Here is an 18,192-nt window from a genome sequence, read left to right on the forward strand (position 1 = left end):
GGTCAGTCTCCTCTCGCGGCGAGTCGTTCGATCGCCGCCATGGGTACGGGAAGCCAGTCGGGACGGTGGCGGGCCTCGTACAGCACTTCGTAGACCGCCCGGTCCGTCTCGTAGGCGCGCAGCAGGCCGTGCTTCTCGCGGGGGTCCCAGCCGGCCCGGGAGGCGTACCCCGCGCAGTACGCCTCGCGGCAGCGCAGGGCCCATTCGGGGCGCCACGGGCGGCGCTGGCGGGCGGCGTAGTCGAAGGAGCGCAGCATGCCCGCGATGTCCCGCACCGGGGAGTGGGCGCTGCGCCGTTCGGACAGCGGCCGGGACGGCTCGCCCTCGAAGTCGATGACGAACCAGTCCCGGCCGGCCCTGAGCACCTGACCCAGGTGGAGGTCGCCGTGGACGCGCTGGTCGGGCGGGCCGCAGTCGCAGCCGGCCAGCGCCGCGAAGGCTCCCCGGAGCCCGGCGACGTGGGGCCCGAGCGCGGGCACGCAGTGCGCGGCGGCGGTCAGCCGTTCGGACATCGCCGCCGCCGTCCGCGTGTTCTGCCCGGCGGGCGCGGCCGGGAAGGCGGAGGCCAGCGCCAGGTGCACGTCGGCGGTGGCCCGCCCCAGCGCGTGGGCCTCGGCGGTGAAGTCGTCCCCGCGGCCCAGCGCGGCGAGGGCGAGGGTCCAGCCGTCGTCGGCGTCGGGCAGGAAGGGCTGGAGCACGCCGAGCGTCGCCTGGTACGGACGGGTCGTGCGCAGCCACGCCACCGGCGCGGGGACCCGGTCGCAGCCCTGCCGGGCCAGCGCGCCCGGCACCTCCAGGTCCGGGTTGACGCCGGGCTGGATCCGCCGGAACAGCTTCAGGATGAACTCGTCCCCGTACACCAGCGAGGAGTTGGACTGCTCGGCGTCCAGCAGCCGGGGCGCGAGACCGGCCGGCACCTGTCGGGCCGGGTCCCGTTCGAAGCGGAGCGGGCCGGCGGTGCCCGGGTGCCGGAGGCGTTCCAGCAGGAGCTGGGCGGTGCGCGGGTCGTGCAGCGCGTCGTAGACCGTCCGTCCGGCCAGCGGCCCTTCCCGCACCCGGCCGACGAGCGCCCGCCCCAGGTGCGGTGCCGGGCGCTCGCGGACGGTGAGGAGGAGCTGGTAGCAGTCGCCCGCCGGGGGAGTGCCGCCGGGGGCGGGCACGGGGCCGTGACCGGTGTGGACGAGCAGGTGCAGGCAGCCCGGGAAGAGCTCGGTCATCGACAGCAGGGCGAGCTCGGCCACGGGCCGGTCCTTGCCCGCGAACCAGCGCTGGCGCGGCAGCCAGTCCCGCAGCAGCCCGCCGAGCGAGACCATGGGCTCGGCGAGGTGCGTGGCCCTGGGGCGCGGGGGAGCGGTCTTCTGCATGGTGACGCGTCCTTTCCTCGGCCGGGGGTCACACGGGGCGGCCGATGCGGGATGCGCCTCGGGTGAGCCGGAACCAGTAGAAGCCGTGGCCCCCGAGGGTCAGCAGGTACGGCAGCTCGCCGATGGCCGGGAAGCGGACCCCGCCGAACAGTTCCACCGGATGCCGCCCGGCGAACTCGCGCAGGTCCAGCTCGGTGGGCTGGGCGAACCGCGCGAAGTTGTGGACGCAGAGCACCAGGTCGTCCTCGTACTCGCGGAGGAAGGCGAGGACGGCGGGGTTGGAGGAGGGCAGTTCGGTGTAGGTGCCGAGGCCGAAGGCCGGGTTCTGCTTGCGGATCTCGATCATCCGCCGCGTCCAGTGCAGCAGCGACGAGGGCGACGCCATCGACGCCTCGACGTTGGTGACCTGGTAGCCGTGGACCGGGTCCATGATGGCGGGCAGGAAGAGGCGCCCGGGGTCGCAGGAGGAGAAGCCGGCGTTGCGGTCGGGGGTCCACTGCATGGGGGTGCGGACGGCGTCGCGGTCGCCGAGCCAGATGTTGTCGCCCATGCCGATCTCGTCGCCGTAGTAGAGGATCGGCGAGCCGGGCAGGGACAGCAGCAGGGCGGTGAAGAGTTCGATCTGGTCGCGGTCGTTGTCCAGGAGGGGGGCGAGGCGGCGGCGGATGCCGATGTTGGCGCGCATGCGGGGGTCTTTGGCGTATTCGGCCCACATGTAGTCGCGTTCCTCGTCGGTGACCATCTCCAGGGTCAGTTCGTCGTGGTTGCGCAGGAAGATGCCCCACTGGCAGCCGGACGGGATGGCCGGTGTCTTGGCCAGGATCTCGGAGACCGGGTGCCGTGATTCGCGGCGTACGGCCATGAAGATGCGGGGCATGACGGGGAAGTGGAAGGCCATGTGGCACTCGTCGCCGCCCGAGGCGTAGTCGCCGAAGTAGTCGACGACGTCCTCGGGCCACTGGTTGGCCTCGGCGAGCAGGACGGTGTCGGGGTACTGGGCGTCGATCTCCTTGCGGACCCGTTTGAGGAAGGCGTGACTGGCGGGCAGGTTCTCGCAGGTGGTGCCTTCCTCGGCGTAGAGGTAGGGCACGGCGTCGAGGCGGAATCCGTCGATGCCCAGGTCGAGCCAGAACTTGAGGGCGGCGAGCATGTCCTCCTGGACGGCGGGGTTCTCGTAGTTGAGGTCCGGCTGGTGGGAGAAGAAGCGGTGCCAGTAGTACTGGCGGCGGACCGGGTCGTAGGTCCAGTTGGAGGCTTCGGTGTCGACGAAGATGATGCGGGCGTCGGGGTAGCGGGTGTCGTCGTCGGCCCAGACGTAGTAGTCGCCGTAGGGGCCGTCGGGGTGGGCGCGGGATTCCTGGAACCACGGGTGCTGGTCGCTGGTGTGGTTCATGACGAAGTCGATGATGACGCGCATGCCGCGTTGGTGGGCGGCGTCGACGAACTCGACGAAGTCGGCGAGGTCGCCGAATTCGGGGAGGACGGCGGTGTAGTCGGAGACGTCGTAGCCGCCGTCCTTGAGGGGGGAGGTGAAGAAGGGGGGCAGCCAGAGGCAGTCGACGCCGAGCCACTGGAGGTAGTCCAGTTTGGCGGTGAGGCCCTTCAGGTCGCCGATGCCGTCGCCGTTGCTGTCGTGGAAGGAGCGGACGAGGACCTCGTAGAAGACGGCTCGTTTGAACCAGTCCGGGTCGCGGTCCCTGGCCGGGGTGTCCTCGAAGGTGTCCGCTACGGGCTCGTTGACGGTCATGAGGCTCCCGGCCCTTCGGTGTGCGCAGCTGCGGCGGACGGGCACGGGACGTGGAAGACGTGCGCGGGTGCCCGGCCGGGCTCCAGCCGCACGTAGTTCGTCTCGCCCCACTGGTAGGTCTCGCCGGTGAGTTCGTCGTGGACCGGCGTCGACGCGTGCCGGCCGAGGCCGAGTCGCGGCATGTCGAGGGAGATCGTGGCCTCCTGGGTGTGGTGGGGATCGAGGTTGACGACCACCAGGACCACGTCCGACCCGGCCCGCTTGCTGTAGACGATGACCTGGTCGTTGTCGGCCCGGTGGAAGCTCAGGTTGCGCAGCCGGCGCAGCGCGGGATGCTCCCGGCGGAGGGTGTTGAGGCGGGTGATGAGGGGGGCGAGGGTGCGGCCCTCGCGGGCGGCGCCGGCCCAGTCGCGGGGGGTGAGCTGGTACTTCTCGGAGTCGAGGTACTCCTCGCTGCCGGGGCGCAGGGGGGTGTTCTCGCAGAGTTCGTAGCCGCTGTAGACGCCCCAGGCGGGGGAGAGGGTCGCGGCGAGGACGGCGCGGACCTCGAAGGCGGGACGGCCGCCGTGCTGGAGGTAGGCGGGGAGGATGTCGGGGGTGTTGACGAAGAAGTTCGGCCGCATCGAGGCGGCGGACTCCCCCGTCAGCTCGGTGAGGTACTCCGTCAGTTCCCGCTTGGTGTTGCGCCAGGTGAAGTACGTGTAGGACTGCTGGAACCCGATCTGGGCGAGGGTGCGCATCATCGCGGGCCGGGTGAACGCCTCGGCCAGGAACACGACGTCGGGGTCGGCGCGGTTGATCTCGCCCAGGACGCGTTCCCAGAAGACGACCGGTTTCGTGTGCGGGTTGTCCACGCGGAAGATCCGGACGCCCAGGCCCATCCAGTGCCGCAGCACCCGGACGCTCTCGGCGACCAGGCCGTCCATGTCGGTGTCGAAGGCCACGGGATGGATGTCCTGGTACTTCTTCGGCGGGTTCTCCGCGTAGGCGATGGTGCCGTCGGCGCGGTGGTGGAACCACTCGGGACGCTTGTGCACCCAGGGGTGGTCCGGCGAGCACTGGAGGGCGAAGTCGAGCGCGACCTCCAGCCCCAGCGCGCGGGCGCGGCCCACGAAGTGCGCGAAGTCGTCCACCGTGCCCAGCGCGGGGTGCACGGCGTCGTGTCCGCCCTCCGGCGAGCCGATCGCCCACGGCACACCGACGTCGTCCGGAGCGGCGGTGAGGGTGTTGTTGCGGCCCTTGCGGTGGGTGGTGCCGATGGGATGGATCGGCGGCAGGTAGACCACGTCGAAGCCCATCCCGGCGATCTCCGGCAGCCGTCGCTCGGCGGTCCGGAACGTGCCGTGCGGCTGCTCCGGGGTGCCCTCCGAACGCGGGAAGAACTCGTACCACGCGCCGTACAGCGCCCGTTCCCGCTCCACCAGCAGCGGGAACGGCTCGCTGCTGGTGACCAGTTCCCGCAGCGGGTACCGGGCCAGGACCGCCGTCACCTCCGGCGCGAGCGCCGCCGCCAGCCGCTCGGCCGCCGGCAGCGCGTCGTCCCGCAGTGCCTTCGCGGCGGCCGTCACCACCGGCCGGCCCGCCTTGCGCGGCACGCCGGCCGCCGCCCGGCGGAACAGTTCGGCGCCCTCCTCCAGCACCAGCCCCGTGTCGAGGCCCGCCGGGATCTTGATCCGGGCGTGCTCGCGCCAGGTGGCGAGGGGATCGCCCCACGCCTCCACCCGGTAGGTCCAGCGCCCCGGGGCGTCCGGGGTGACCTCGGCGCCCCAGCGGTCCGTGCCCGGCGCCAGCTCCCGCATCGGCGTCCACGGTCCCGGCCGCCCCTCGGGGTCCTCCAGCACCACGTTGGCGGCCACCGCCTCGTGGCCCTCGCGGAACACGGTCGCGGTGACCTCGAACGTCTCGCCCGGCACCGCCTTCGCCGGCCGTCTGCCGCCCTCCACCGCCGGGCGGACGTCCCGCACCGGAATCCGCCCGATCTCCACAGTCCTCATCCGTTCTCACCTCCGCCGTGCTCGACGCCGGGCCCGACCGGCCCGGCCGGATGGGTCACGCCACGCCGGAGGGGGCCGTCCGCCCCGACGGGGCGAGCCGGTCCACCGCCTCCGGGGCCCGGCGCGGCGTCCGGACGCCGCGGGGCCGTTCGCCCTGCTCCCGCAGGTAGGTGACCAGGGTGGTCCGCAGGTACCGCTCCGCGGCGTCCGCGGCCTCGCGTGCGCACCGCTTCCCCATGAGCACGCAGAGGGTGTAGCCGGAGTCCTCGAACGTCGCCCGCACCGCCACGTCCGCGGGCGACGCGAGCATCCTCCGCTCCCAGGCGCGGAAACGCCGTAGCTGCCGGGCGACTTCGGTCTTCGCGGGGAGCAGCATGGTGCCGGCCACCTTTCGGGACGGTCGGTACGGGCGTCGAGTTCTTCACACATGGTGCACGGACAGTGACGCGCCGTCTTGTTGGATCTTCAACAGTGCGCGTGGGCGTGGTGACGGGCGGTGTTCGTGTTGCACGAATGGACTACCGATCGCACGCTGGAGTCACTCAGAAGCGATCGACGCTCACGCTTCGTGTTCGGGGAACCCCTCCCCCAAGGGACGGGGATACGGCGCGAGCTGTCGCGGTGAGGAGCCAAGACGATGGAGACCGCAGTGCCCTGCTACTACCACCTCGACGTGGAGGTGACCCCGGACCGGGTCGGACAGGTCAGGCGCATCCTGGCCGCCCACCTGCGCCACTGGGACCTGGAGAACCTCGTCGAACCCGTCTGCTCGGGGGCGGAGATGCTGCTTTGGGGCATCGACGAGCACGCCAGCGACAAGAACACGTCGATCGAGCTGTGGTGGAACCGCCAGCACCTCATCACCGCCGTCGGCGGGCGCGACCGGGCCCTGCGGCCCGACCAGGACCTGCGCGGCTGCCTGCGGCACCTCGCCGCCACCAGCGACGGCTGGGGGTGCTGCGCCACCGGCACCGGCGCGAAGGTCATCTGGTTCTCCCAGCGCGCCCGCGCCGGCGAACGCGTCCCGCTGGTGCCGAACCCGCCGGAGCCGATCACCCGGGAGGGGCTGCGCCTGCCCCGCACGCTCCTGCCGGCCGCCCGTCTGGCCGCACCGGCCGCCGCCGGTGTCCCGGAGGGGGCCCGGTGAGCCGTTCCCGGCCGAGCGGGGAAGGGGCGCCCGTGGGGAGCGGGCACCCCTACCCCCTGGGCGCCGTCTACGACGGCCGGGGCACCAACTTCGCGCTGTTCAGCGAGGTCGCCGAACACGTCGACCTCGTCCTCGTCGACGACGACGGCCGCCACACCACCGTCCCCGTGCCCGAGGTCGACGGTTTCGTGTGGCACTGCCACCTGCCCGGCGTCGGTCCGGGGCAGCGCTACGGCTACCGGGTGCACGGGCCGTGGGCCCCCTCCGCCGGCCACCGCTGCAACCCCGCCAAACTGCTCCTCGATCCCTACAGCAGGGCCGTCGACGGGCAGGTCGACAACCACGCCTCCCTCTTCGAGAGGGACCCCGGCGGACCCGACCCCGCCGACAGCGCCGGGCACACCATGCTCGGCGTCGTCGCGGACCCCTACTTCGACTGGGGCGACGACCGCCCGCCCCGGCACCCCTACGCGGACACCGTGATCTACGAGGCCCACGTGCGCGGCCTCAGCCGCACCCACCCCGACGTGCCCGAGGAACTGCGCGGCACCTACGCCGGGCTGGCCCACCCCGCGGTCGTCGGCCACCTCACCTCCCTCGGCGTGACCGCCGTGGAGCTGATGCCGGTGCACCAGTTCGTGCACGACGGCGTCCTGCGGGACCGCGGCCTCGCCAACTACTGGGGCTACAACACCATCGGCTTCTTCGCCCCGCACAACGGCTACGCGGCCCACGGCACCCGCGGCGAGCAGGTCACCGAGTTCAAGTCGATGGTCAAGGCGCTGCACGCGGCCGGCCTCGAAGTCATCCTCGACGTGGTCTACAACCACACCGCCGAGGGCAACGAGAAGGGCCCCACCCTCTCCTTCCGCGGCATCGACAACGCCTCGTACTACCGCCTGGTGGACGGCGACTGGCAGCACTACTACGACACCACGGGCACCGGCAACAGCCTTCTCATGCGGCACCCGTACGTCCTCCAGCTCATCATGGACTCGCTGCGGTACTGGGTCACCGAGATGCGCGTCGACGGCTTCCGCTTCGACCTCGCGGCCACCCTGGCCCGCCAGTTCCACGAGGTGGACCGGCTCTCCGCGTTCTTCGACCTCATCCAGCAGGACCCCGTGATCAGCCGCGTCAAGCTCATCGCCGAACCGTGGGACCTGGGCGAGGGCGGCTACCAGGTGGGCAACTTCCCCCCGCTGTGGTCGGAGTGGAACGGCAAGTACCGCGACGCCGTACGGGACTTCTGGCGCGGCGAGAAGCACACGCTCGGCGAGTTCGCCTCCCGGCTGACCGGCTCCTCCGACCTGTACCAGCACAGCCGCCGCCGGCCCCGGGCCAGCGTCAACTTCGTCACCGCGCACGACGGTCTCACCCTGCGCGACCTCGTCTCGTACAACGACAAGCACAACGAGGCCAACGGCGAGGACAACCGGGACGGCGAGAGCCACAACCGCTCCTGGAACTGCGGCGCCGAGGGGGAGACCACCGACCCCGCCGTGCTGGAGCTGCGCGGGCGCCAGCAGCGCAACTTCCTCGCCACCCTCCTGCTCTCCCAGGGCATCCCCATGCTCGGCCACGGCGACGAACTGGGCCGCACCCAGCGGGGCAACAACAACGCCTACTGCCAGGACGACGAGACCTCCTGGATCGACTGGCGGCTCGACGAGGAGCAGCGGGCCCTGCTCGACTTCACCCGGCGCCTGATCGCCCTGCGCGCCGCCCATCCGGTGCTGCGCCGGCGCCGCTACTTCCGGGGCGAGCCGGCAGCCGGCCGGGCCGGCGCCCCGCTGCCCGACCTCGTGTGGCTGCTGCCGGACGCGCGGGAGATGACCGACGAGGACTGGCGGCGCGCCGACGGCCACGCGGTCGGCGTCTTCCTCAACGGCGACGCCATCGCCGAACCCGACCCGCACGGCCGGCCCGTCGTGGACGACTCCTTCCTGCTGCTGCTCAACAGTCACTGGGAGCCCGCCCGCTTCCGGCTGCCCGGCCCCGCCTACGGTGAACGCTGGACCGCCCTCGTCGACACCGCCGACCCGGAGGGCGTCCCGGACGAGACCGAACGCAAGGCCGGCACGGCGCTCACCGTCACGCCGCGCGGCCTCGTCCTGCTCTCCCGCCCCTCCCCCGCGGAGGGCGTCCGCCGGCCTCCCCCGCCGGCCGCCGGGGGAACGACGTGAGCCGCCCCGCCGACAGGACGCCGGCGGGGCGGCCCGACGGGTGACGGGCGGCTCAGCGGGGCGCCGGGCGCACGGTCACCGTGAACTGCGCGCCGTCCACGTCCCGCAGCACCGCCTCGTCCTCGCGCACCGCCAGCACCCCGCCGCCGTGCACCTCCGCGGCGCGCGCGCACGCCGCGACGTCCTCGACGGCGAAGTGCACCTGCCAGTGCGGCCGGATGGCCGGGTCGGGCGCCGCCCCCAGCGCCCCCGACACGATCCGCGCCACGACGTGCCCCTGGTTGCGCAGGACCACCTCGCCGCCCTCGTACTGGACCTCGCAGTCCCCCTCGGGGTCGGCCCAGCCGAACACCTCGCCGTAGAAGATGGCGGCGTCGAAGGCGTCGCGGGTGTGCAGCCGGATGAAGGCCGGCTGGGCGGTGCGCCAGGTCTCCCACTCCGTGAACAGCTCGCCCTCCCAGATGCCGAAGGTCGCCCCGTCCCGGTCGGCGAGCAGCGCGCCCCGGCCCGGCGGCAGGGAGATCGGCCCGACCGCGGCGGTGCCGCCGCGCTCCTGCGCCCGCGACACCGCCTCGTTCGCGCTGCGCACCGCGAAGTACGGCGTCCAGGCCACCGCCATCTGCCACATCCCGGCCACCGCGGCGATCCCGGCGACCGGCCGCCCGTCGGCCAGCGCGATACGGAAGGGGTCGCCGAGCCGGGCGGGACGCCACTGCCAGCCCAGTACGGCCGAGTAGAACTCCTCGGTGACCTTCAGGTCGCGGCTGGTCAGGCTGACCCAGCAGGGCGCCCCGAACACGGAGTGCGTGGAGAGGGTGCCCCGCCGGCCGGCGGGGGAGGTCCTGTGGTCGTTCATGTCAGTCGCGTCCTGCTCTCGTCCGCGGCGGGCGCCGCTCTCCACCAGTGTCCGGCCGCGGCGGTGGGGGGCGCCTGCCGGGTACCCCGGCGGCACCGCCGAAACGGTGGTCCCGGCGGCCCGTACGGCGCAGTGGCGCCGGGCCCCGCATCTGCGCACGATGGACCCGTCGGAGCGGTACCGCGCGGCGCGGGCGTCGCTCACCCGCCGGACCCGGAGGTGGCCATGTCCCCGGACGATGACCCGGACCAGATCTTCGCGCTCCAGGAGCAGGTGCGCCAGCTCAAGGAGGCCGTCGTCTCGCACGCCGTCGTCGACCAGGCGATCGGGATGATCGTGGTGCTCGGCCGGGTGGGTCCCGACGAGGGGTGGGCCGTCCTGAAGGAGGTTTCCCAGCACACGAACACCAAACTGCGCAATGTCGCGGAGACGATCCTCGTCTGGGGCCGCACCGGCGTGATGCCCGAGCCGGTCCGGGCCGCCCTCGAGGACTCGCTCGACCGCCACGGACCCACCCGCGTGCCGGGCGACCCGCCCGTCATCCGGTCTCGGTGAGGATCTCCTCGCGGATGCGGTCGAAGCAGCCGCTGAGCAGCCGCGAGACGTGCATCTGGGAGATCCCGAGCTGCTGGGCGATGCGGCTCTGCGTCATCCCCCGGAAGAAGCGCAGGTAGAGGATGGTCCGCTCGCGCTCGGGCAGCGCCTCCAGACAGGGCCGCACGGCCACCCGGTCGACGACCGTGTCGAAGGCGGGGTCGGGACCGCCGAGGGCGTCGGCGAGGGCGTACCCGTCGGTGCCGGGCATCTCCGCCTCCAGCGACAGCGCGGAGAAGCACTCCAGGGCCTCCATGCCGGTGCGGACCTCGTCCGTGCTCAGGTGGGCGTGCTCGGCGATCTCCTCGATCGTGGGGGAGCGGCCCGGTGTCGTCTGGGCGAGTTCCTTGGCGGACCGGCGGACCCGGTTGCGCAGGTCCTGGACGCGGCGCGGCACGTGCAGCGTCCACATGTGGTCGCGGAAGTGCCGCTTGATCTCGCCGGTCACGGTCGGCACGGCGTACGCCTCGAAGGCGTGGCCGCGCTCGGGGTCGTAGTGGTCGACGGCCTTGACCAGGCCGAGGGCCGCCACCTGGTACAGGTCGTCCAGGCTCTCGCCGCGTCCCCGGAAGCGGACGGCGATCCGCTCGGCCATGGGCAGCCAGAGCCGGATCAGCTCGTCCCGCAGCGCCTTGTGCTCGGGCCCGTCCGGCAGTGTGGCGAGCCGTTCGAACGCCGCTACGGTGTCGGGGGCGTCGTCGTGCGGATGGGGCTTGGTTCTGCCGGCGATACGCATGGGCGCACCTCCTCAGCAGGGGTGCCGGGTGGAAGGAACACCATGGGGCGCGTCGGTTCGGGCCTCATGGGGGGCACCGGGGGCCCGGGCGTGCCGGCTCCCGCGGGCGTGCCTCCTGTCCGAAGCACTGGGTGCGGCATGCCCGGGGCCGCCGCGTGCGAAACAAGTCCTCATATATATGGATATTGGACCTGGAGGGGCCGCGTGGCCACTCGAACGGGCGCGCGGGCCGCTGACCTCCGGCGAATCGTCCAGTCCGCGATGTCCATCGCCCTCTTCCACGGCACCCAGATCACCTCGGAACGCGACGCCGGGGTGCCCAACAAGCCGCTGGTGACGCCGACTCCGAGATTCGCGCCGATCACCGGTCTCCGTGAGGCCCGCCCGGCTCCAGGCGGTCGGCAGGGCCAACCCGCTCGGCTACGAGGTCGACGCCCCGCGCGGCCTCCCGCTCGGCACCCCCGCCCGCCTCGGGCCGGATCTCGCCGTGCTCACGGGCGCCGCGGCCCTGGGGTCCTGGCCGCCTCCGCCCCGCTCGGCCGGCTCGCCCGGTGACCGGCCGGACACGGCCCGGACGTGACGTGCGGCACGCCCGGACCACCCGTGCGGGCGCCCGCCGGGGCATCGTTCCTGCGCAGCGCTTGATCAACGATCAGATGGGGCGAAATCCCTGGCCACGGCGCATTCAGCGCATTTGACAGTGCGCTGAGCACACGGATAGGAAGCAGCTTCGGGAAGTCGAGAGGTGTGCTGTGTACGAGCCGAACGTGGTCGGGGACTGGCGGGAGTACGACGAACATGCCGGTCTGCGTCTCCGCGTCCACCGTCTCGAACCGGCCGAGCCTCCGCGCGGGCGCGACGACGCGGCCGAGGGACTGACCTACTTCCGGGTGCGGATCACCGTCGAGAACCGGGGCGAGCGGCCCTGCGCCGTCCACCTGGAGGACGGGCAGATCGACGTGCGGGTCGGCCCCGACGGCGAGAGCGCCTTCCTCGACTGGCGCAACTCCCAGTTCGTGGAGGGCTTCGACGTCCACCCGCTGCGCCGGGTCACCGCCGTCCTCTACGCCGCCGCCCCGGAGGCGGACCTGTGCCGGGTCGACGTCCAGGTCCAGCTCCGCGTCGACGAGGAGTGGGCCGGCCGCCGGATGTGGACGGGCGGGCTCGGCCTGCCCGAGGGCCCCACCGGTGCGGTCCCCTCGGGCACGGCGTGGGACGGCGGCCTGGCGCACCAGGTGAGCGCCTTCCTGCGCGGCCAGGCGGACGAGGGTGCCGTCTGACCCACGAGGGGGCAAGGGTGCCGTCGATTCCCCTGCGCGCCCAGGGGGTTCGGATGACCCGGGGGTGAACAACAACCCCGACCGCGTGGGCAGTCGCCCCGTGCGGGCCGGGTCAGACGAGGTCGTCCGGGACGTCGGCCGCGGACTCCTCGGGCGCCAGGTCCGGGCGCAGCCGCAGCCACGAGGGCTGGCGGAGCATCCCCTCCCGGGTGCGGGTGCTGAACCGGACCTCGCCCACCAGCCGGGGCACCACCCAGCGGGCCCCTGGCACGGCCGGCACGGGGTCGAAGGGGCAGGTGTCGCTCGCGGCGGTGTCGAGCAGCGCCGCCAGATCGGTGCGCTCAGCCTCGCTCCAGCCGGTGCCGACGCCGCCGACGTAGCGCAGCCGGCCCGCGGCCCGCTGGCCCACCAGCACCGCGCCGGGCAGACCGCCCAGGCGCCCCTTGCCGGGCAGCCAGCCGCCGATCACCACGTCCTCGCTGCGCATGTTGCGGATCTTGATCCAGTCCCGGGAGCGCACCCCCGGCTCGTAGACCGAGTCCAGCCGCTTGCAGACCAGGCCCTCCAGGCCGTTCTCGCGGGTCGCGCGCAGGGCCTCCTCGCCGTGGCCGACGACCGCGCCCGGCGTCGACCAGGACGGGCCGTCGAGCGCCAGTTCCTCCAGCCGGCCCCGCCGGCGCGTGTAGCCGAGGGGGAGCAGGGACTCGGTGCCCAGGTGCATCACGTCGAACAGGACGAGGTGTACCGGGACCCGCGCCGCCCGGTGCGCGGCGAGGGCGGGGGAGTGGGCGAGGCCCATCCGGGACTGGAGCAACTGGAAGTCGGCCCGGCCGCGTTCGTCCAGGGCCAGCACCTCGCCGTCCAGCACCGCCGGGGTCGGGCCGAGCGCGGTGCCGAGCGGCGCCAGCTCGGGGTAGGCGGGCGTGATGTCCTGTCCGGAGCGGGCGCGCAGCAGCACCCGTCCGTCGCCGGGCAGGTAGACCACGACGCGCTGGCCGTCCTGCTTGGTCTCGTAGGCCCAACGGGCGTCCTGCCGGCGGGGCGGCAGGGAGCCGGCGGTGGCGAGCATGGGCGCGATCAGAGGCAGGTCCACGGGGGAGTTCTCGACGGGCCCGCGCGCCCTCACGCGTGTCGCCCGCCAGGTTCGCCTGAACGGCGCCGGTCCCGCCCGGGGCCGCCACCGCCCGCTCAGCGCCCCCGGACGGCGCCGGCCCCGACCCGGCCGGCGGGGGCCGGCGCCTGCGTCGGCGCGGCCGGGCGGTGGCGCGGCACGAAGGCGGCCAGCGCGAAGGCGAGCAGCGCCGCTCCCGCCCCGACGGCCAGGACCGCCTTGAACGCGCTCTGGGAGGGGACGGCGAAGCCGCCGAGGTTCACGGTCATCTGGGCCAGGATCACGCCCGCGAGGGCGCTGGAGACCGAGGTGCCGATGGACCGCATCAGCGTGTTGAGGCTGTTGGCGGCGGCGGTCTCGCCGACCGGCACTGCCCCCATGATCAGGGCCGGCATGGCGCCGTAGGCGAAGCCGATGCCCGCGCTGATGACGCAGGAGGCCAGCACCAGGTGCCACAGCTCGGACATCAGCCAGACGTTCAGCCCGTACCCGGCGGCGACGATGAGGGCGCCGGTCATCAGCGCCGTCTTCGGGCCCCGGGCCCGGGAGACCATCGCGGACAGCGGCGCGAACGCCATCATCACCAGGCCGGAGGGCGCCATCACCAGGCCGGCGGTCAGCAGCGAGCCGCCCAGACCGTAACCGGTGGCCTCGGGCAACTGGACGAGCTGGGGAAGCACCAGGGACATCGCGAACATGGAGAAGCCCATGGCGACGGAGGCCAGGTTGGTGAAGAGCACCTGACGGCGCACGGTGGTGCGCAGGTCCACCAGCGGCTGCGGTGTGCGCAGTTCCCAGCGGCCCCAGCCCAGCAGGACCACCAGGGCCACCGCGAACAGGCCGAGCGTGGTCGCGCTCGTCCAGCCCCAGTCGGCGCCCTTGGAGATGGCCAGCAACAGGCAGACCAGGCCGACGGCCATGCCGAGCGCGCCCGGCAGGTCGAACCGTCCGCCGCCGCGCACCGCCGACTCGGGCACGCACACCGCCACCAGCGCCAGGGCGGCGGCGCCGAGTGCGCCCGAGGTCCAGAAGAGCATGTGCCAGTCGAGCTGGTCCGCGATGAGCGCGGCGGTGGGCAGGCCGAGGGCGCCGCCCACGCCGAGCGAGGCGCTCATCAGGGCGGTGGCGCCGGCCAGCCGCTCGGCGGGCAGTTCGTCGCGCATGATGCTGATGCCCAGCGGCACGACCGCGGCCGACAGTCCCTGCAGGGCCCGGCCCGCGATCATCGGGACCAGGGAGTCGCTCAGCGCGCAGACCACCGAACCGGCGACCAGCACCACCAGGCTGACCAGCAGCATGCGCCGCTTGCCGGCCATGTCGCCGAGCCGGCCGACGACGGGGGTGGCGACGGCCGCCGCCAGCAGGGTCGCCGTCACCGCCCAGACCGTTTCCGAGGCCGGGGCGTCGAGGAGCCTCGGCAGCTCCGGGACGATCGGGATCACGAGCGTCTGCATCAGCGAGACGGTGATCCCGGCCAGCGCCAGCGCCGCCACCACGACGTTCGGCCGCTGCGGGGCGGACGTCTCGGCGCGGGCGGGACCGGCGGGTCCGGCGGGGGGAGAGGGCATGAAGGTGCCTTTCCGGGGAGTACGGCCAACGGCCAGAGGAAGACGTACATGATTTAAATCAGTCGCTTGACGTACTGTACGGGAACCGGGCGGCGCACCCCGCACGGCCGGGGCGGGTCACCGGGCGGTTGCGTAGGCTGCCGCCGACGGGTACGGAAAGGCTGGCGGCGCGGCGATGGGCAGAACGGGCGGGACGGCACGGGCGGAACAGGTCGGTGCGACCCGGCAGGCGATCCTCACCACGGCCGAGCGGCTCTTCGCCGAGCACGGGGTGTACGCGGTCTCCAACCGCCAGGTCAGCGAGGCCGCCGGGCAGGGTAACAACGCGGCGGTCGGCTACCACTTCGGCACCAAGACCGATCTGGTGCGCGCGATCGCCCAGCGGCACTCCGAGCGCATCGAGGCGCTGCGGGCCCGGCAACTGGCCGCCCTCGGCGACTCCACGGACGTCCGCGACTGGGTGGACTGCCTGGTCCGGCCGCTCTACGACCACCTCGCCGCGCTCGGCAGTCCGACCTGGTACGCGCGGTTCTGCGCCCAGGTCACCACCGACCCGGCGCTGCGGCGGATCGTGACGGAGGAGTCGCTGGCCTCCCCGACCCTGCGGGCGATCCTCGACGGACGCAACCGGTGCATGCCCGAGCTGCCCCGCGAGGTGCGCGCAGAACGCGGCGACATGGCCCGCCAGTTGATCGTGCACACGGCGGCGGAGCGCGAGCGGGCCCTCGCCGGGGGACAGCCCACCCCCCGGCCCTCCTGGCAGGACGCGGCCGACGGCCTGGTCGACGCGATCGTCGGTATGTGGCTGGCGCCCGTGACACCCCGTGCCCGCCGCGGCGACGGGACGGCACACGCCTGACGGCGGGCGGACCGATCGGCTCGGGCAGGGGAGTCCGCCGGCGGGCGGGATCGCCTGTGCCGCGTAGCGGACCCGCCGACGGTCCCGTGGGGGCGCCGCGCCGCCGACCGCATGTCCGCCGGGTCGGTGCGGACGAAGGCGCGGTACGTCCACCTGGTCGGCAGGGGTGTCCCCGGGCTCCGGCGCCACGGCCTTCGGCACGGCGAGCGCGGTGGGGTCGTCGGCGACGCCCGGACCGTCGGAGGGCGCACGGCCGCCGGCGACCGGGTCGAGGACCCCACACGCGGGTCCGTGCCCGCCGGTCGGGCCCCCGACGCCCTCCGCGCGCACCGCCGCGGTTGAAACCCGGCGGCAATGGGTCAATCCTGGACGCTATGGAGCACGTCTCCGCTGCGGCGACCCTGAGTGCCGACGGCATGGTGACGGGATGGAGTGAGGGCGCCCGGCGGCTGACCGGCTATCCGGCCGAGGAGGCCGTGGGACGGGACGCCCGGGAGCTTCTGGCCCAGGAACCGCCGGCCGGAGCGTTGTCCGCGCTGACGGGCACCGCCATGGTGCGCTGCCGTGACGGCGGCGTCGTCGCGCTCCGGCTGCGCGCCGGCCGCCTGACCGGCCCCGGCGGGGCACCCGCGGGGTACGTCGTCACCGCGGAACCACCCGGCGAGGGCGAGCCCTCGCTGGTCGAGCGGGCCTTCCAGCAGGCCGCCGTGTCCCTGAGCATCCTCGACACCCGCCAGCGCTTCGTGCGCCTCAACGGTACGGCCACCGGCGTCCTCGGCATCCCGGAGGCCGAGCTGGTCGGCCGGCACCTGCCGGAGGCCCTCGCCGACCCCGCGCAGGCCGACGACTTCATGGAGCACCTGCGCGAGGTGGCCGAGACCGGCCGCCCGCAGCGCTACGAGAGCGTCTCCGCCTCCTTCACCCGCGAGGACCACGCCTGGGTCACGGAGATGTGGGCGGTGCGGGACGACGCCGGAGAGGTGCTGGGCACCGCCCTGGCCGCCTTCGACAGCAGCGAGTACTACTGGGCGCGCGAGCGGCTGGCCCTGCTCAACGAGTCCGCCGCGGCCATCGGCACCACGCTCGACCTGGTGCGCACCGCCGAGGAACTGGTCGGGGTCGTCGTCCCCCGGTTCGCGGACTTCGCCAGCATCGACCTCATGGAATGGGTGCTGGAGACCCAGGACGCGCCGGCACCGCTCGGCGAGGAGATCCCGCTGCGCCGGGTCGCCCACGGCTCCACCACGGAGGGCACCCCGGAGGCGTCCGTGCGCCTGGGCCGGGTGGAGGTGCACCCGGCCCCCTCGCCGCTCGTCCGGTCGATGCGGGAGGGCAGGGCGTACCTCGGACGGGCGGACGAGCCGGACTTCGTCCGCTGGGTCGCCGAACGCGACGCCCGCTCCCCGCAGGGCCGTTCCTTCCGCGCGCGGGCCCACTCCATGCTGGCCGTGCCGCTGCGGGCCCGGGGCATCACGCTCGGCGTGGTCGTGACCGTACGCGCCGAACACCCCGACGCGTACGGACCCGACGACGTGGTGTTCGCCGAGGAACTGGCCAGCCGCGCCGCCGTCTGCATCGACAACGCCCGCCGCTTCGCCCGGGAACGCACCACCGCCCTCGCCCTCCAGCACAGCCTCCTCCCCACGGGCATGCCCGGACAGGCCGCGGTCGAGGTGGCCCACCGCTACCTGCCCTCGGTGTCGGCGGCCGGCGTCGGCGGCGACTGGTTCGACGTCATCCCGCTCTCCGGCAGCCGGGTCGCCCTCGTCGTCGGCGACGTGGTCGGCCACGGCATCCCCTCCTCGGCGACCATGGGCCGCCTGTGCACCGCCGTCCGCACCCTCGCCGACGTCGACCTGCCCCCCGACGAACTCCTCACCCACCTCGACGACCTCGTCACCCACCTCGGCGCCGGCGACGACACCGGCGAGGTCGCCGAACTCGGCGCCACCTGCCTGTACGCGGTCTACGACCCCGTCTCCCGCCGCCTCACCCTGGCCTCCGCCGGCCACCCGGCCCCGGCCCTGGTCCTGCCCGACGGCACCGCCCGGCTGCTCCCGGTGACCGCCGGCCCGCCACTCGGCGTGGGCGGCCTGCCCTTCGAGGCGAGCGAGGCCGAACTGCCCGAGGGCTCCGTCCTCGCCCTGTACACCGACGGGCTCGTCGAGGACCGCGACCGCGACCTGGACCAGACCACGGCGGAGCTGTGCCGGGCCCTGACCGCGCCCGCCGCCTCGCTGGACGCCCTGTGCGACAGCGTGCTCAAGGCGGTGATGCCCGAGGCGCGCGGCGACGACGTCGCCCTCCTGCTGGCCCGCACCCGCGCGCTCGGCGCCGGCCAGGTCGCCACCTGGGACGTGCCGGCCGACCCGGAACAGGTGGCCGAGATCCGGCAGGCCGTCATCCGGCAACTGACCGCCTGGGGGCTGGGCGAGACGGCGTTCATCACCGAACTCGTCGTCAGCGAACTCGTCACCAACGCCATCCGCTACGGCGAGCCGCCCATCCAGCTCCGGCTGATCCGCGACCGCACCCTGATCTGCGAGGTCTCCGACGGGAGTTCCACCTCACCGCACCTGCGCCGGGCGCACGCCTTCGACGAGGGCGGCCGGGGACTGCTGCTGGTCGCCCAGCTCACCCAGCGCTGGGGCAGCCGCCAGACCGACTGCGGCAAGACCATCTGGGCCGAGCAGCCGCTGCCCCCGGGCGAGCCCTCCGGGGAGTGACCCCGGGCCCGCCCGGCTCCTTCC

14 protein-coding genes and 1 pseudogene are annotated in these 18,192 nt (G+C 73.7%); 7 read left to right on the plus strand and 8 right to left on the minus strand.

Annotated features, from left to right (window positions below):
* Window positions 1-2: 2 nt before the first annotated feature.
* Genes VM636_RS28520 through VM636_RS28535 form a run of 4 tightly spaced genes read right to left on the minus strand, consistent with a single transcriptional unit; the run spans window position 3 to window position 5,481 of the window.
* On the minus strand, window positions 3-1,364 hold the full coding sequence (locus tag VM636_RS28520) for a maltokinase (RefSeq protein WP_053914273.1): 1,362 nt from the start codon (window positions 1,362-1,364) through the stop codon (window positions 3-5).
* A gap of 28 nt (window positions 1,365-1,392) precedes the next feature.
* A complete protein-coding gene (gene treS / locus VM636_RS28525; protein WP_030419246.1) occupies window positions 1,393-3,111 on the minus strand; it encodes a maltose alpha-D-glucosyltransferase in 1,719 nt (572 codons plus the stop codon).
* Window positions 3,108-5,105, minus strand: coding sequence for an alpha-1,4-glucan--maltose-1-phosphate maltosyltransferase (locus tag VM636_RS28530; RefSeq protein WP_030419247.1), 1,998 nt, complete (start codon window positions 5,103-5,105; stop codon window positions 3,108-3,110). The genes treS and VM636_RS28530 overlap by 4 nt, the downstream gene beginning before the upstream one ends.
* Before the next feature lie 55 nt (window positions 5,106-5,160).
* Window positions 5,161-5,481: a DUF5133 domain-containing protein gene (locus tag VM636_RS28535; protein ID WP_030419248.1), complete on the minus strand. Its 321-nt coding sequence runs from the start codon at window positions 5,479-5,481 to the stop codon at window positions 5,161-5,163.
* Window positions 5,482-5,742: 261 nt separating this feature from the next.
* Between VM636_RS28535 and VM636_RS28540 the strand changes: the two genes are divergently transcribed.
* The gene (locus VM636_RS28540) at window positions 5,743-6,252 is read left to right on the plus strand and encodes a pep a2 (protein ID WP_338485988.1); all 510 of its coding nucleotides are present in this window, start codon (window positions 5,743-5,745) and stop codon (window positions 6,250-6,252) included.
* Window positions 6,249-8,438, plus strand: coding sequence for a glycogen debranching protein GlgX (glgX, locus tag VM636_RS28545; RefSeq protein WP_338485990.1), 2,190 nt, complete (start codon window positions 6,249-6,251; stop codon window positions 8,436-8,438). The genes VM636_RS28540 and glgX overlap by 4 nt, the downstream gene beginning before the upstream one ends.
* Window positions 8,439-8,490: 52 nt before the next feature.
* On the opposite strand, the gene VM636_RS28550 is transcribed toward glgX, so the two are convergent.
* Entirely contained in the window at window positions 8,491-9,294 is an 804-nt protein-coding gene (locus VM636_RS28550) for a VOC family protein (RefSeq protein ID WP_030419251.1), read from the minus strand.
* Window positions 9,295-9,519: 225 nt separating this feature from the next.
* On the opposite strand from VM636_RS28550, the gene VM636_RS28555 reads away from it, so the two are divergent.
* Complete coding sequence (locus VM636_RS28555; protein WP_030419252.1) at window positions 9,520-9,849, plus strand: ANTAR domain-containing protein; 330 nt, start codon at window positions 9,520-9,522, stop codon at window positions 9,847-9,849.
* On the opposite strand, the gene VM636_RS28560 is transcribed toward VM636_RS28555, so the two are convergent.
* Complete coding sequence (locus VM636_RS28560; protein WP_030419253.1) at window positions 9,833-10,624, minus strand: RNA polymerase sigma factor SigF; 792 nt, start codon at window positions 10,622-10,624, stop codon at window positions 9,833-9,835. The two genes, VM636_RS28555 and VM636_RS28560, sit on opposite strands and share 17 nt — an antisense overlap.
* A gap of 246 nt (window positions 10,625-10,870) precedes the next feature.
* Here VM636_RS28560 and VM636_RS28565 point away from each other — a divergent pair.
* Window positions 10,871-11,179: pseudogene (locus VM636_RS28565) on the plus strand (multidrug ABC transporter permease); the annotation flags it as partial.
* 197 nt (window positions 11,180-11,376) lie between these two features.
* Window positions 11,377-11,904 (plus strand): hypothetical protein, encoded by a 528-nt coding sequence (locus VM636_RS28570; RefSeq protein ID WP_030419255.1) that lies wholly within the window; start codon window positions 11,377-11,379, stop codon window positions 11,902-11,904.
* A 112-nt stretch (window positions 11,905-12,016) separates the two neighbouring features.
* Here the strand turns inward: VM636_RS28570 and VM636_RS28575 are convergent, their stop codons facing one another.
* On the minus strand, window positions 12,017-12,997 hold the full coding sequence (locus VM636_RS28575) for an ATP-dependent DNA ligase (protein ID WP_030419256.1): 981 nt from the start codon (window positions 12,995-12,997) through the stop codon (window positions 12,017-12,019).
* A 95-nt stretch (window positions 12,998-13,092) separates the two neighbouring features.
* On the minus strand, window positions 13,093-14,583 hold the full coding sequence (locus VM636_RS28580) for an MFS transporter (protein ID WP_338485993.1): 1,491 nt from the start codon (window positions 14,581-14,583) through the stop codon (window positions 13,093-13,095).
* A gap of 175 nt (window positions 14,584-14,758) precedes the next feature.
* Between VM636_RS28580 and VM636_RS28585 the strand changes: the two genes are divergently transcribed.
* Entirely contained in the window at window positions 14,759-15,442 is a 684-nt protein-coding gene (locus VM636_RS28585; RefSeq protein ID WP_037857679.1) for a TetR/AcrR family transcriptional regulator, read from the plus strand.
* A 374-nt stretch (window positions 15,443-15,816) separates the two neighbouring features.
* The gene (locus VM636_RS28590; protein ID WP_030419260.1) at window positions 15,817-18,168 is read left to right on the plus strand and encodes a SpoIIE family protein phosphatase; all 2,352 of its coding nucleotides are present in this window, start codon (window positions 15,817-15,819) and stop codon (window positions 18,166-18,168) included.
* Window positions 18,169-18,192 lie beyond the last annotated feature (24 nt).

Source organism: Streptomyces sp. SCSIO 75703 (assembly GCF_036607905.1).
In the GTDB taxonomy this organism is placed as follows: Bacteria; Actinomycetota; Actinomycetes; order Streptomycetales; family Streptomycetaceae; genus Streptomyces.

Coding starts and splice junctions, on each gene's coding strand:
- VM636_RS28520 (WP_053914273.1), bottom strand. CDS start 1,364: ATGCAGAAGACCGCTCCCCCGCGCCCCAGGGCCACGCACCTCGCCGAG.
- treS (WP_030419246.1), bottom strand. CDS start 3,111: ATGACCGTCAACGAGCCCGTAGCGGACACCTTCGAGGACACCCCGGCC.
- VM636_RS28530 (WP_030419247.1), bottom strand. CDS start 5,105: ATGAGGACTGTGGAGATCGGGCGGATTCCGGTGCGGGACGTCCGCCCG.
- VM636_RS28535 (WP_030419248.1), bottom strand. CDS start 5,481: ATGCTGCTCCCCGCGAAGACCGAAGTCGCCCGGCAGCTACGGCGTTTC.
- VM636_RS28540 (WP_338485988.1), top strand. CDS start 5,743: ATGGAGACCGCAGTGCCCTGCTACTACCACCTCGACGTGGAGGTGACC.
- VM636_RS28550 (WP_030419251.1), bottom strand. CDS start 9,294: ATGAACGACCACAGGACCTCCCCCGCCGGCCGGCGGGGCACCCTCTCC.
- VM636_RS28555 (WP_030419252.1), top strand. CDS start 9,520: ATGTCCCCGGACGATGACCCGGACCAGATCTTCGCGCTCCAGGAGCAG.
- VM636_RS28560 (WP_030419253.1), bottom strand. CDS start 10,624: ATGCGTATCGCCGGCAGAACCAAGCCCCATCCGCACGACGACGCCCCC.
- VM636_RS28580 (WP_338485993.1), bottom strand. CDS start 14,583: ATGCCCTCTCCCCCCGCCGGACCCGCCGGTCCCGCCCGCGCCGAGACG.
- VM636_RS28585 (WP_037857679.1), top strand. CDS start 14,759: ATGGGCAGAACGGGCGGGACGGCACGGGCGGAACAGGTCGGTGCGACC.
- VM636_RS28590 (WP_030419260.1), top strand. CDS start 15,817: ATGGAGCACGTCTCCGCTGCGGCGACCCTGAGTGCCGACGGCATGGTG.